The 12,726-nt window shown below is 58.0% G+C and carries 18 protein-coding genes and 1 tRNA gene; 13 read left to right on the forward strand and 6 right to left on the reverse strand.

Annotation, left to right across the window (positions count from 1 at the left end; all coding sequences use genetic code 11):
* Positions 1 to 4 precede the first annotated feature (4 nt).
* Positions 5 to 628 (forward strand): flavin reductase family protein, encoded by a 624-nt coding sequence (locus HMPREF2614_RS05975; RefSeq protein ID WP_038626576.1) that lies wholly within the window; start codon positions 5 to 7, stop codon positions 626 to 628.
* On the opposite strand, the gene HMPREF2614_RS05980 is transcribed toward HMPREF2614_RS05975, so the two are convergent.
* The 3 genes from HMPREF2614_RS05980 to HMPREF2614_RS05990 all read right to left on the reverse strand — a co-directional run bounded on the left by HMPREF2614_RS05980 (position 610) and on the right by HMPREF2614_RS05990 (position 3,352).
* Entirely contained in the window at positions 610 to 1,086 is a 477-nt protein-coding gene (locus HMPREF2614_RS05980; protein WP_038626574.1) for an META domain-containing protein, read from the reverse strand. The two genes, HMPREF2614_RS05975 and HMPREF2614_RS05980, sit on opposite strands and share 19 nt — an antisense overlap.
* Positions 1,087 to 1,100: 14 nt before the next feature.
* On the reverse strand, positions 1,101 to 1,478 hold the full coding sequence (locus HMPREF2614_RS05985; protein WP_038626573.1) for a hypothetical protein: 378 nt from the start codon (positions 1,476 to 1,478) through the stop codon (positions 1,101 to 1,103).
* 221 nt (positions 1,479 to 1,699) lie between these two features.
* Complete coding sequence (locus tag HMPREF2614_RS05990; RefSeq protein ID WP_070560480.1) at positions 1,700 to 3,352, reverse strand: threonine/serine exporter ThrE; 1,653 nt, start codon at positions 3,350 to 3,352, stop codon at positions 1,700 to 1,702.
* A 360-nt stretch (positions 3,353 to 3,712) separates the two neighbouring features.
* Between HMPREF2614_RS05990 and HMPREF2614_RS05995 the strand changes: the two genes are divergently transcribed.
* Positions 3,713 to 3,785, forward strand: a tRNA-Thr gene (locus tag HMPREF2614_RS05995).
* 25 nt (positions 3,786 to 3,810) lie between these two features.
* Here HMPREF2614_RS05995 and xerC read toward each other — a convergent pair.
* The gene (xerC, locus tag HMPREF2614_RS06000) at positions 3,811 to 4,977 is read right to left on the reverse strand and encodes a site-specific integrase (protein WP_070586054.1); all 1,167 of its coding nucleotides are present in this window, start codon (positions 4,975 to 4,977) and stop codon (positions 3,811 to 3,813) included.
* 75 nt (positions 4,978 to 5,052) lie between these two features.
* On the opposite strand from xerC, the gene HMPREF2614_RS06005 reads away from it, so the two are divergent.
* Positions 5,053 to 5,745: a hypothetical protein gene (locus HMPREF2614_RS06005; RefSeq protein WP_049180930.1), complete on the forward strand. Its 693-nt coding sequence runs from the start codon at positions 5,053 to 5,055 to the stop codon at positions 5,743 to 5,745.
* Positions 5,742 to 5,897 (forward strand): hypothetical protein, encoded by a 156-nt coding sequence (locus tag HMPREF2614_RS11115; protein WP_153246018.1) that lies wholly within the window; start codon positions 5,742 to 5,744, stop codon positions 5,895 to 5,897. Before HMPREF2614_RS06005 ends, HMPREF2614_RS11115 begins: the two co-directional genes overlap by 4 nt.
* 142 nt (positions 5,898 to 6,039) lie before the next feature.
* Here HMPREF2614_RS11115 and HMPREF2614_RS06010 read toward each other — a convergent pair whose 3' ends face one another.
* Complete coding sequence (locus tag HMPREF2614_RS06010; protein WP_083300205.1) at positions 6,040 to 6,702, reverse strand: recombinase family protein; 663 nt, start codon at positions 6,700 to 6,702, stop codon at positions 6,040 to 6,042.
* Between the two features lie 80 nt (positions 6,703 to 6,782).
* Between HMPREF2614_RS06010 and HMPREF2614_RS06015 the strand changes: the two genes are divergently transcribed.
* The 6 genes from HMPREF2614_RS06015 to HMPREF2614_RS06035 all read left to right on the forward strand — a co-directional run bounded on the left by HMPREF2614_RS06015 (position 6,783) and on the right by HMPREF2614_RS06035 (position 10,861).
* On the forward strand, positions 6,783 to 7,103 hold the full coding sequence (locus tag HMPREF2614_RS06015; protein ID WP_141745473.1) for a hypothetical protein: 321 nt from the start codon (positions 6,783 to 6,785) through the stop codon (positions 7,101 to 7,103).
* The gene (locus HMPREF2614_RS11120; protein ID WP_168162094.1) at positions 7,093 to 7,242 is read left to right on the forward strand and encodes a hypothetical protein; all 150 of its coding nucleotides are present in this window, start codon (positions 7,093 to 7,095) and stop codon (positions 7,240 to 7,242) included. Before HMPREF2614_RS06015 ends, HMPREF2614_RS11120 begins: the two co-directional genes overlap by 11 nt.
* Positions 7,239 to 7,580 carry a hypothetical protein gene (locus tag HMPREF2614_RS06020; RefSeq protein ID WP_070560485.1) on the forward strand — a complete coding sequence of 114 codons (342 nt, stop codon included), beginning with the start codon at positions 7,239 to 7,241 and terminating at the stop codon, positions 7,578 to 7,580. Before HMPREF2614_RS11120 ends, HMPREF2614_RS06020 begins: the two co-directional genes overlap by 4 nt.
* A 200-nt stretch (positions 7,581 to 7,780) precedes the next feature.
* Positions 7,781 to 8,416 (forward strand): helix-turn-helix domain-containing protein, encoded by a 636-nt coding sequence (locus HMPREF2614_RS06025; RefSeq protein ID WP_070560487.1) that lies wholly within the window; start codon positions 7,781 to 7,783, stop codon positions 8,414 to 8,416.
* 627 nt (positions 8,417 to 9,043) lie between these two features.
* The gene (locus tag HMPREF2614_RS11125; RefSeq protein WP_070560569.1) at positions 9,044 to 9,226 is read left to right on the forward strand and encodes a helix-turn-helix domain-containing protein; all 183 of its coding nucleotides are present in this window, start codon (positions 9,044 to 9,046) and stop codon (positions 9,224 to 9,226) included.
* 90 nt (positions 9,227 to 9,316) lie between these two features.
* Positions 9,317 to 10,861 carry a hypothetical protein gene (locus tag HMPREF2614_RS06035; RefSeq protein ID WP_070560489.1) on the forward strand — a complete coding sequence of 515 codons (1,545 nt, stop codon included), beginning with the start codon at positions 9,317 to 9,319 and terminating at the stop codon, positions 10,859 to 10,861.
* Between the two features lie 134 nt (positions 10,862 to 10,995).
* Here HMPREF2614_RS06035 and HMPREF2614_RS11045 read toward each other — a convergent pair whose 3' ends face one another.
* On the reverse strand, positions 10,996 to 11,313 hold the full coding sequence (locus tag HMPREF2614_RS11045; protein WP_141745474.1) for a hypothetical protein: 318 nt from the start codon (positions 11,311 to 11,313) through the stop codon (positions 10,996 to 10,998).
* Positions 11,314 to 11,441: 128 nt separating this feature from the next.
* Between HMPREF2614_RS11045 and HMPREF2614_RS11130 the strand changes: the two genes are divergently transcribed.
* The 3 genes from HMPREF2614_RS11130 (at position 11,442) to HMPREF2614_RS06050 (ending at position 12,495) form a co-directional block, all read left to right on the forward strand.
* On the forward strand, positions 11,442 to 11,609 hold the full coding sequence (locus HMPREF2614_RS11130) for a hypothetical protein (protein WP_168162096.1): 168 nt from the start codon (positions 11,442 to 11,444) through the stop codon (positions 11,607 to 11,609).
* Positions 11,610 to 11,612: 3 nt separating this feature from the next.
* Entirely contained in the window at positions 11,613 to 11,948 is a 336-nt protein-coding gene (locus HMPREF2614_RS06045) for a hypothetical protein (protein ID WP_070560494.1), read from the forward strand.
* 76 nt (positions 11,949 to 12,024) lie between these two features.
* Entirely contained in the window at positions 12,025 to 12,495 is a 471-nt protein-coding gene (locus HMPREF2614_RS06050; RefSeq protein WP_070560498.1) for a hypothetical protein, read from the forward strand.
* Positions 12,496 to 12,726: the final 231 nt, after the last annotated feature.

Below are 12,726 nucleotides of genomic sequence, written 5' to 3' on the forward strand. Positions count from 1 at the left end.
TTACATGACAGATTCAACAAATTCGAGCACCGACCGATCAGCTGCGGCTCTCAATAGTCCGGAAGCTACCCGCGACGACCATGTCGAACTTGGTGGCCCCGTCGAATTGGATGAAATGTCTATCCGTGGCGCGATGAGTGAGTTCACCACTGGCGTGACCATTATCGCCACCGAGGATGAAGGCGAGGCGTACGGTTTTGCCTGCCAGTCTTTTTCCTCTCTCAGCCTCACTCCACCGATGGTTCTGTTTACTGTCATGAAGACCTCGCGGTCGTGGCCGCACATACGGAACGCTGGACGTTTCTCCGTCAACGTGTTGGCTGAGGATCAGGAGGATATCTCGGCAGCCTTCGGTCGCAGTAATGGAGAAAAGTTCAAGACGGGGAAGTGGACCCGCTCTGAGCTGGGCAACCCTTTACTGCACGGCTGCTCCGTGTGGATTGATTGCACCGTCGTCGATGTTTACGAAGGCGGCGATCACTGGATTGTGACGGCGGATATTGTGGCTATCGGCAAGCGTGAAGAAATCAATCCGCTCATTTACCACCGCGGTTCTTACGCACGGGTTTCTCACCCCGGCATCGATGCGCCTGTTGATCAAAAGTGGCGTCAGCGCCCCTCGGTGTAACCCGAGGTTGTCGCAGTCCAGCCACGGCGATCCTCGCCTGGCTTGGTGTCTTTCATCTCTCGCATGCGCAGACCGTTGTTGTCCTGCTTGTAGGTGAATTCGCCCGCAACAATCTTGTGGAAGCGCTCCGAATAGGTCTGCGCCTGGTCTGAGCAGTCCAAACTGCGAGTCTGCTCCGGGGCGCCGAATTCGACCGCCTCGCCCTTCCACTGCAGCGAACCAGAGCCGTTGCCACAGGAATCAGCGAAAGTATATGTTGTCTGCCCCAGCGTAATAGTCGGTGCCTGCGTTCCGTCCGGCACACCGTGGGGCAGGTTTGGGTCATCAAAAATCGCGGTTATCTGCCACTGCTTGCCGACGATCTCCGCTGCCGGCTTTGCCTGGCATGCGGTAGCCGTCATGGACACCGCCGCAACGACAGCTACTGTGGCAACCGCCTTTTTCCCGCTCCGCCCCATGCTGCGTGACCCCGTTAGTTAGCTGCCTTCTTGGTGCTCTTCTTAGCAGCCTTCTTCGTCGTCTTCTTGGCGGCCTTCTTTGTAGCCTTCTTCGCCGTCTTACGAGTGGTCTTCTTTGCTGCCTTCTTGGCCGACTTCTTTGCAGTCTTCTTAGTGGACTTGCGTGTGCGCTTTGCGGTCTTCGGAGCGTTTTCCTTCTCGTACTCCTCGTGAACCTTCTTGAAGCTCAGGCCTTCCTTCTCCACTCCGAGCATGCACATCAGAGTGACGGCATCGTAAAAGTCCTCGGCGAAGGTAGCCACAATTCGCCGTGCGCCAGCAGCGGTCTTTTCTTCGACCTTGTGAAGAGCCTCGTTCTGAGCAGTGCGAGTGTCTGTGACCTTCGGTGGCACGAATCCTCCTGGCAAGCATGGCCTTAATTGCGCCCAATACACCTACTTCTGCCAGCCATCTCGCCATATGCTCCCGTCACTGAGCTCAACCGAGTTCAGCGGAGAAGGAATGGGATTGTGATGACGCAGTTTCGGCTTTAAGCGCTACTTACAATTCAAAAACCCAATTCTACCACGTTGTTGATAGGTCGCGCGGTGTGGACAATGCTCCCACGGTACGGCTAGTCCACGCGCGGGTTCATACCGCCCTTGAAGCGGTAGTTGCGTGGACGGCGAGGCTTGTTCCGCGGATTCACAGGACGGATGCGACGCATACCGGCCCGGATTGGACGGGTCAGGCCACTGTCTTCGCGCAGTGCGCGAGGGCGACGGAGCCTGCGCGCCATCCATTCACCGAGGACAATGCCCGCAGCTAGTGCCGTCGCAATGCCCAGCGCTGAGGCCAGCGCCGTAAACCCCTTGGTCGGGTGGTCGTGCAGCAGTGCGTGCATACCGCGGTAGATTATCATACCCGGAAGCAGTGGGGTTACGCCTGCCACTGCCGTAATTAGCGGCGGGATGGACCAACGTCGTGCCAGCAGGCCACCGATGAGACCAATCAGTGTTGCTGCCGCGCCTGCGCTGGTCACCGGATGAACTCCCAGCGGAGTCAACACGTAGTAGTAGGTCATTGACCCCAGCAGGGCGACCGTTCCGGACACTGCCAACGCAGTGAACCCAGCATTCGAGGCCAACGCAAATGCGATTGAGGCGGTAGTTCCCGCTATCACCCGCACTGTCGCCTGGGCCAGGTTGAGGTCGGAGCCCGCGATGACGTCGGGAAGCGGAATGCCCAGCATTCCAGAAAACTCGATGCCCATCGCGATGCCAGCGACGATGCCGCCGGTCAACAGCATGGTGTCGAAGAAGCGCGCTGAGCCAGTCACTGGCGCGCCGGTGATGCCGTCTTGCAGTGCTTGCACGAGGGTTAGGCCGGCGAGCATCACGATGATTCCCGAGGCAATTAGCCTGGATGGCTGCATTTCAAAGGGAAGGTATGCCTGTGCCGCATTGAGTACAGCAGCGGAGAGTGTGGCGATGAGACCGCCGACTGCGTTTTGGAAGAATGTGGGCAACTCGCGGGCGGCAAGCTCGCCAATCACAATGACAATGGCCAGTGTGACGGCAGCCGCGATGAGAGCGACCTCGAAACCAGAGCCGAGTAGCACTGTCACAGATGAGGCCAGCAACGCCCAGCCAGCGTAGATGACGCGGAGGCGGTATTTTGCGGGCTCACGCTCGACCTTGTCGATAGCCTCAATAGCCTCCTCCAGGCTCAGATGGCCCGCGCGAATTCGGCGGATGACACGGTCCGTGTGGCGCAAGCGCTCGAAGTCGGGCACTGGTGCGGTGACTACGCGCATAGCCGTAATTGGTGTGCGGCGGGCACCGATGAGGTGGTAGACCGTCACCGAGGTCAACGTGATGTCAACCTGGATCTGGGTGAGACCATAGGCTGAGGTCACGGTCTTAATCTGCAGCTCGGTGTCGCGGTTGCCCGAGCCACATGCCAGCAGCAGTCCTCCGATGCGAGCAGCGAGATCGAGTACGGCCGTAACCTGGCTGGGGTCGGAATAATCAATCGGTGCCAGCGGCAGTGGGGTAGTGGTCGAGTGCACTAGGTCGACAGTTGCCGTTGGGCCGGAAACGAAATCAATCACGCGCTGCTTGAAGGTGGACTGATTGTCGATTGCAGGAAACTGGGTCTGCGGAGTGTCGTCGTAAGAGACAGTGGGGTCAGCGGGGTAAGCGACAGCGGCTTCGGCATCGTAGGCATCATCCTTCGCAGCGGAGTTTTCTTCGGCGTTGGATTTGTTGCCACCATCGAATGGCATGTCGGCACTTCCTTTCCCCGATACTGCCTGGGGTGCGTTGCAGCGCTATTGCAAAGACGAGTTCTAGAGGCGTTGCAGCAACATAGCCCCAGTGATTTAGCGATAGTCACACTACCCCGTCGGTGACGGAGAATCTCAATTCGTTTTCGGTGGGGTGAATTTACCTATCTGAGCGGGGCTTTTAGTGTGCAGAAAAGTGTTCAAGAAGTGCGGTTGCAGTATTCCTGTGGTGTCGTTTTTAACTTCTGCTTGCCAACCTGTACAATCGCCTGTCAGCGGCACAGCTGAGTTCGATTCTCAGGTTGACTCTGATTCTTTCGAGCCAGCGACGGCTAACGCCAAAAGGGTCGCTTTAAAGTTGCCGGGATGGCGCAATTGGTAGCGCAACTGATTTGTAATCAGTAGGTTACGGGTTCGAGTCCCGTTTCCGGCTCGAATGACCAGGTAGGAGCGATTTCCTACCTGGTTTTTTCGTCGGATGGTACTTTATTGGTACTTTTTCCCAGAAGCGTCTCGATAGCGGCACGATGGTCAACGGAGCGCGGTCGGTGAACGTAGTACCGCTCTGTTGTAGAAGATCGCGAGTGACCGAGCTGCAGTGAGGCGTCGTACAAACTTTGGGTATCTGTAATGGCTGTTGCAACGGCGTGGCGGAAGTCTCGCGCAGCAATCCTCTGTGGCAGCGCCGAGCGCACCTCTGGGGAGATTGCATCCCCGGATACGTCAGGGTCGCGGGCCCACTTCAGGAACCGTGCAAAGCCTGTTTTTACCGATTCGCCCCGCATGGGGCGCGTGGGTGGGTGACCTGGGAAAATGAACTCCGTTCCGTTCTTTTTCTTCCACTCTAGGAGCTCTGCAACGAGCAAATCGGGGAGCGCGACGAGCCCGCGAGAATTCCGCTCATCTCGTTTTTTCAGCCGCGCCACGTTCAGATAAATCAGCCCATCGCGTTCCTCTAAATCGTCCCAGCGGAGGTTCACAATTTCTCCCCTGCGAAGCCCTGTACCTGCATAAGCGAGGAGTGCGGGTGCTATCCAGGGGAGATTGTAGGCATGAGCCGCAGTCAAAAGCGCTACGATCTCTTCCGCAGTAGAGGATCGGTACTCCAGAATTCGCTCAGTAGGTGCAGGAGACGTTGCGGCAACAACGTTGTATGGCACTACCCCACGACGTGTCAGCCAGCGCCAGCAGCCACTCAGGATGGCTCTGCAGGAGCGGTGGATCCCCTGGCTTCGCGAGGTTAAAAATCTTTCCACCATCGGGGTTGTGACCTCCCCGACGCACAGACTTTTCATTTCAGGTTCTATGTGTTTCCGCAGATGACGCTTATAGACGCTCTTCGTATTCTCGTTGGAGATCTCGGAGTCGAGGTACATCTCAACCGCTTGGGGTACGGGGGTGCGGCGTGTGAGGTGGTCGTCAGCGTATCCACGCCCGGCCTCTATGAGGCGGCGGGCCTCTGCCTGGGCCGCTTCAATAGCCTCGGCCTTCAACCGTCTACGGCGTTTTACCTGTGCCCGTGTTCCATTGAGGTAACGGAACCGAATGATGACTTCCCAGCCTGCGGTGGTCCGCCTTGAGATGGGTTGCCCCATACCTCCTGGCGCTATCTCGGTTTTCGGCATGATTCTATGCTCTTGGGAGTCTGTAAAAGAAACAAATACGGGGGGGGTAGAAGACTCCAGATAGAGCCTCGATGCATGATTAACGACATGACTGAGGCGAATCATGACGCACTATCTCGGGACGAGAAGAAAAGGGAATCGAATGATTCGAGTGAAGGCAGAACTTGGGGATTCACCTTGAACAATCCTATGTTTTCGGTCGTATCTAGGTTCGTCAAGACCACGTTCTTCTATTTCCTGGGCATCGCTTTACTTTGGCTGCTCGGTTATTGGTTTGTTACGAGCGGGTGGGCATTCGGCTACGGGAAAGGAATGGGGGTCAAGGACGCTATGGGTGCAACCAGTGACAATGCTGGTCTCATCTCTGGAATCATCGCGCTGGCCGCATTACTTACTGCACTTGCTTCAATGGAGCAGCGTAAACAATCTGATGAGAGGACAGCGTTCTACAACAGGCTTCACTGGGCATTGGACAAGTTAGAGTCCGCTGATGACTCTAAACGTGAAGCGGCATTTGACCTAGCAAACAAGGTTTGGAACTCGCGAGTGAATGTAGAAGATGCTGACATTATGAACGCCTACAACGAACTTATGCGCGGCTTTAACGAAAAAGCGGAGCCGAAAAATACTGCCACCCCAGATGATGATGAGGGGGCGAAAAAGATAGCAAAAGAGGACGAAAAACAAGAAAATCCCACGAGGACAGTCGCGTTTCTGGGACGGACATGTAGTATGAGGATACAGAGAAGAAAGGGGCGAAAAAGATGACTGCTGCAACGCCAGTATCCCCGCGTGATGACCTGGATCGTAAGATTCAGCAAGCATACGAGCAGAACCGAAAGAGGATTGAAGAGGTTAAGAAGGAACCCACTCCATGGGAACTTGTAAAGGCATACTGGGAGCTATTTAAGGCAGCCTAGCGTGCCGATGAAAACGCTCGGATTTGCAAGATGGCATGTTCGAGCGTTTTTGGCATACAAAAACTCCTCTCACACGACTACTGGGGAGGGCAAGGAGGGGGGCTAAACACGCAGGTCAGTCCCGCTACTCAAAAATGAGCAGCTAGGAGAGCCGGCCCTCGGCGCGCAGTTTTCTGCGGGCACGATCCACAGTAGAGGTACCGACCCCCAGCGCATCGGCAATCTCCTCGCGCGTGCGCCCCGATTGGGTCATCAGGAGCACAGCGTCTAGACCGCGGGGTGTGAGCGCCCTGGGGCGACCGAGACGCTTACCGCGGCTTTTTGCAGCACGTAGGCCTGCGACAGTCCTTTCACTAATCAAATTTCTCTCGTACTCTGCGGCAGCCACGAGAACACCGAGTAGTAGTCGCCCTGTGGGGGTGGCCGCGTCTACGCCGTCGGTCAGTGAGACGAGGTTCACTCCGCGATTGTTCAGACCGTCCACGATTTGCAAGACCTCGGCCATGGATCGACCGATGCGATCTAGTCGCCAAATCACGAGTGTGTCGCCCTCCCGGAGAGTCTCCAGCAGCTGATCGCGCAGTGGTCGGGCCCCTACGGCGTAGCCCGAACCAGTCTCTGTGATGATCTCATCACAACCCGCGGCACGGAGTGCATCCACCTGTAAATCCACGATTTGGTCGGATGTAGATACTCGTGCGTAGCCCACCTTTTTGGTGGGCTTTTTTGGTGGTGCGGCACCTGCGGAAACCGCAACCTCCCCGACCCCACCACTAACGTCCGTTTTTGACGCGGTTTTTGCCATATCAAACCTCCCAAAGAATGGCCAGTATATTGCCTCTAGTTTACCTCAAACGGGGGTAAGGGTGTGGTAAAATGTGGAACATGGATAGCAAAGAAAAAGCTCCTGGCCTGCAGATATTCGATGCCGCGGGGAATGCCGTGGGGATTGAGAGTTTTTCAGACGCGCACCTGCGCGAAGATGCCGCAGAAATGCACCGCAGAGTCGATGTACTGACCGAGGTCGCGGGTGACCTTCGAATCGCAATGGAACAAGCGATGCGCCTGGGTCAGCGATTTGTAGCCTCCCAGATTTTCAAGGCCTTCGAGAAGCTCTTGCTGCAGGATGTGGCAGATTTTCGAGCGGTAGCGATGGGTCTGGAAGCGGAACTCACACGACGGGAAAGGGAGCGCGATGAAAACTGACCAGCCTGAGACGGCAGAGAGCCTGCGAGAGGCGCTCGTAGCGTGCCGCGGACGCCTCCAGACCGTACTGCTCAGTAGCACCGCCATGCGGCATCTCGACGCCGCAATCGAGGCACTAGACAAGGAGAACGAAGAATGAAGAAGACAGTGATTGCGCTGGTGACCGTGGCGCTGGCGCTCCCTCTCGCAGCGTGCGGAGCGGACAACGCCAGTAGCAGTGGTGAGAGGAGTGGCACCGCACCCTATGCAGTGGATGTGCCTCTACGTGGAGAGGAAAGCAGCCCTACGGTGACCTACACCTACGAGGACACGCGACGCGACACTGGTGAGACAATCCCGCCCAGTACCGGCGTGCGCCCAGTGCCCCGCCAGGGCGTAATGGATCGGTCCTCCGACACACGGGAGCACTCCATCGGCGTGTCACCATGGCAGGAGCCAGAGGAGTGGGGCACCCCGCTGCTCGAAGCGGCCCAGTAACCCCCAGCCACCCAGCGCCCCGCTGGGTGGTTTTCTTTTACCCAGAACGCCGCGAATGCCCCGAAAACTCGCCAGAACGCCCGCAGGGGCGCTGTGGGGGTTTCTCTAGGCAACCACAAGGGGAAGATCGCTAAAACGCCCCAGATTTGATCCTGGCGCGCGCTGGCCACGGGGGAGGCACGCCGGATACTCTGAGGAGCATGACCATGGACCTGACTCACTCTCAGCGGATTGCTGACCGCCTTGCCCGCTACACGAAGGCCATGCGGGAAGATGCCGGACTATCCCAGGAGGAGTTCGCGGAGAAAGTCGGTGCCGTACTGGAGGAGCCAATCACGCGACTCACAGTAAGCCGAATCGAGCGAGGAACGCGGAGTATCTCAGCACCAGAACTCGCGGCCATTGCGCAGGTACTCGGTGTGAGCATCACGGACATGTACGCGGGTTCCTCCTATGCGTCACTGACGGGGCAGTTCGAGGACGTGGCGAGGGGGCTGGAGAAGCGCAAGCGGAGCCTCGATAAGGAGCTCATGGAAGTCTCGACTGATTTGCAGAGAGTCAGGCGGGCGCAGGGGGTGCTGTCAGTCGCGAAGCGGATGCGGCGCGAGGGGGTGGCAGTAGAGGGGGATGTCACGATCCTGTACGGCTTCGAGTCCCTCGAAGCCGCGGTGATTTATCTGGCTGAGGCTATCGAGTTCATTGGTATCGAGGATCCGGTGGGGGTGCTGGCGGGGGAGTTATCTACCCCCGTTGAGAATTTGTTGCCAAAAAAGGGGTACGAAACCTTAGAGAAATCCTTAGCGAATGCTGTGAGATCCTTAGCAAAGGAGGGGTAGGTAAGGGTGACAAGGGTGATCAAGGGTGATCCATTCGTGATCACCCTTAATAATCGCAGTTCGGAAAGGGTTTTTTGGCTTAAGGGTGACAGGGTGATCGGAGTGTCGGAAAAAAGTCCAAAATCGGTGTCACCCTTCCAACTGCGTGACGTGTCAACAGAATCTTAGACAGTGGAGAGGGTGTCCTAACTTGTGTAGTTTACCTCGCCTTTTGCTTAATATTTAAAATAGGTAGTTTTGTATATAAAAGTAAATTTGACTTTAGAGAGTTATTATCTCAGGTAATTCTCAGGATTATGGTTTCAGGGTGACAGGCATGGGGGCATGGATCACCCTGTCACCCTGCCCCTCAAAAAGTATCTCTCACCTGCGGCGATTAAGGGTGATCGCGAATGGATCACCCTTGATCACCCTTGTCACCCTTAAGTCGAACTTGAAGCGGGGGTGATTTTCACCCCTCAAGTGGGGTACCTCAAAAGCGTCATTTGCTCGCGTCCATGACCTAAAAACCGCCACTGACCAGGGGGTATGATGTGCCCCGACGTCGCCATGCCCTACTGTGATACAATAACGAACATCAACACATGCAGATGGTCGAAAAACGACACAGAAAGAGAGGTTTGGGCCATGCCCCACTACCTAACGACCGACGAGGCCGCAGAAATCCTCCGCGTCACCCCAGCAACGCTGCGCCGCTGGGCGCGACAGGGCCTCATTACCCCATACCGACTCCCCAGCGGAGAGGCCCGCTACACCCACGAACTCCTGGAGAAAATCATCAGTCCAGCGCCCCGCAAGCTGGCCTCATAAAACGCACAAAAAAAAGAGCCCCGAAGCACCACCTTCGAGACTCTCAACAATCCCTCGCCAGACACCTAACATGAAAGATCGTCGCTACCAATGACCATACCACAAGATCACCCCACTGCAACCGCCACCGCAGAGACCCCAGCCCTCACGTCCGAGGACGTTGAGATGCTCTCGCGCATGAGTGAAACCGAACGCGAGGCATACCTGGAGCAGCGTCTCAGCGGACCGATGCCCGATGAAGTCAGCGCCGAGCACGCAGTATGGACCTCCCGAAAAATCCTCCGCCAAATCCGCCAGGTCGCCGAGGAACAGCTAGTCTCGCCCTATGCGCTACTCGGCGGTGTAATCGCAAACGCCGCAGTGTCGATTTCTCCCCGCGTCGTACTCCCCGCAATCATCGGCGGCGTCGGTAGCCTCAACGTCTGCCTAGCGGTCGTTGGAGGCCCGAGTGCAGGTAAAACCGCAGGCTTCACCGTAGCCGACGAGCACTTTGAAATCGTCGATGCGAGCCATCGCCGCCAGTACCCACGATCCATCGACGTAACCACCGGCGAGGGCATCGTGGACATGCTCCAGCGAGAAGAGGTCGAGGTGGACGGCGGCACTGACACTGATGGAAAGCCCATCACTCAAACGGCTCGCGAGGGCGAGTACACGCGCCTACGCCTGCACGTAGACGAGGTAGGCACCCTAGCCGCCGAAATGGGACGCCCTGGATCCACCACCGCAGCCCGACTGTGCTCCGTCTGGAGCGGATCCAGCCTCTCTACCGGCAATGCAGACAAGACCCGTCGCCGTTTTGTCGCAGCCCACGAGTACCGCGCCTGCCTGAGTGTCGGTGTGCAGCCAGAACTCGCAGGCGGTCTCCTTGACCGCGAGGCGCAGGGGCTGCCCCAGCGCTTCCTCTGGCTGGATTCCCGTCTCCAGCCACAGCTCTGCGACTACCAGGCCGAGGATCACTGCGACGATCTGGTAGACCCCAACCCCTACCGCATCACCCTTCCCTCGCAGGTGCCGGCAGCGAACACCGTTGGAGGTCACGTAGTACTCCCCGTGCTGAAAGACATTCGCACCGAGATCCGCCAAGCCCGTATCACCGGCACGGGCAATGGTCACGAGATGCAGGTCCGCCTGAAAATCGCGGCACTGCTCTCCCTCATCGACGGTCGGTGGGGTGTCGAGAAGTCCGACTGGGACGACGCTGAATTCCTTATCCAGCACTCACGTGACCTCCGTGCATACTGCGCGGAGGAAATCGTGCGGGGGATCGAGCGTAAAGCCCAGCAGACAGCAGCAGCCCAGGCCGCAGCGAAGACCGCCATGCTGGAAATCCAGATGGAAGAAGCGAAGAACGCACTACTGCTCAAGCTCGATGAGAAACTCCGCGATCCCGAGTGGAGCGCCCAGGGGGAAGTTGCCGCGGCCGTAGTTCGGAAAAAGCTGAGCGCCAACCACCGACAGATCTTCTACGATGCCCTGGAACAGCTAGAGGACGTCGGACAGGTGTTCGCACGCCCAGTCACCGCCAGCAACGGTCAAAGCGGGCTGAAGCTCTCCCTCACCGCGTCGGGTCACCTGCGAGTGAAAGAGCTCCTGGCCACCCGCCCGAAGCCGCACCTCAAAATCGTCGCATAACCCCCGTCAACGAAAAATCCCCTCCCCATAGTGTTCGCAGCACATAGGGGAGGGGAGGCGAGATCCCCATCTCGCCCAGCAAATTGTTTCCTTTGCTTCGCATCTCAAATAAGGAGTCCGAGATGACCCCCACACTATACCAGGCCGCGACTACGCAGCCCGTAATCACTGGATTTGACACCGAGTGCCTGGGCGCTGGGTGCTGCCCCCTCTGCGATGAGGATGGATACATCGACGTGCCAGGCATGGCAGATCCCACGCTCATGCGGTGTACCCATGACGCACGGGCGAACGCCCGCTCGTTTCAGCGAGTCCGCGGGCGCCAGCGCTACCTGGATCTGCTGGCCGGCAGGAATCCCTACGGGTTCGCTCGCACTATCAGTGCCCACAGTGCCCGTGCGAACGCTGAGAGTGCCCGCAAAAAGCGCCAGAGTGCGCGCAGAGGCACCCACGCGACCTCCCCGCACTCCCAGCGCCTACGGAGCATGTAGCCCTCCCAAATCTCATCACAGCCCCTATAGAGAAAAGGATCACCAAAATTTTCACTCTCACCAGCCAAGATCAGGCCGGCATCGACCGCGTGGCCTACGTCCTCTCACAGCCCCATGCAACCCCCGAGGAGCGCGCTCTCGCTATTCGGGTATGCACGGAGATCCTGCGGGATCCGGCAGTGACCAGCCGTGACCTCGCGAAAATCATCTACAAGGAAATTGCCCCCTACCTCGCCGACACTCAGGAGGAAAACTAGACCATGACTAACTGGTTTGATACTCCCGAATGGCCTGTCGTCCAGCGTGTCTACGAGATGCCAGAGATACAGGTCGCGGTGTCTGATGATCTTGACCACGACAGTGCGACCTCGTGGGAGCAGGTCGTGTGGCTGGTGGCCCGCTACGGGCGCTCTCTAGTCGTTCCGTTTGTCTACGCGCCTGTGTCTGCCCTGTATCAGGAGCGCGGGGACGCCCTCGACGAGCTCTCCGACGAGGATCTTCTCGACCTCCTCAGTGTCCGCAAACGTCTCTGGGATACGGAGATCCTGGACGACGTGATCGAGAGTGCGTTACGGCACCCGCAAACGGGGGTGTAGGTGTGGTAAAATGTGGACATACATTCCCGAACCGGGGGTACTAAATCCCCCCCCTCAAACACACTAGGAGAATCGCATGACAAATCTTTTCGAGTCTATGCAGCAGTCCGCCCAGCGCCTCCAGCGCGCACAGGTCCAGTACGAGGAGGCCGCACATGCCTACGAGGTTGCCCGAGAGCAGCTCGACGAGCAGCGCGCCGAGATCAAGAGCTACCGCTCGGATCGCGTCGCGGAGCTCCGTGAACGCCAGCGCCAGGAGATGACCGCACTACGCGACGAAATCAACGCAACCGAGGCGGAGACTCTCACTGAGCCACAGGCCGCAGTGGACAGTGCTGCAGCCCAGCACAACCACGCGTTGGACGCATGGCGGGCACAGCTCGACACCGAGCTGGAGACAAAGGTCTTCACTCATGCGCACCTCGATGCCATGGGCCTGGATCGCCCGAGCAGCCACCGCCCTGTGAAGGTGCGTTCTCAGTCTGGTGCTGACCGCGCCGACGACTCCTCGGACGGGGAGGGTGGCGAGCACTCAGAGGCCGCATAACCCTCCCTGTTTTAGCTCCCACTGGCGGTTGCTGGTGGGGGTTATTTTTGTGCCTATCGGAGGGGGTGGGGAGGTGTTGAAAAAACTCCTCTCTAGTCGCTCCTGGTATGGCGGGGGCGGGTGTTGCGTGGGTGGCGCGGTGTAGGACGCAACAGGCAGGAATCCGGGGTGTGCAGACCCCTCCGCACCGCCTTGATTTGTCACTGTGACGATAAACTCGGGGCACCTAGG

The sequence above is a fragment of the Corynebacterium sp. HMSC074C11 genome (genome assembly GCF_001809455.1).
GTDB lineage: Bacteria > Actinomycetota > Actinomycetes > Mycobacteriales > Mycobacteriaceae > Corynebacterium > Corynebacterium amycolatum.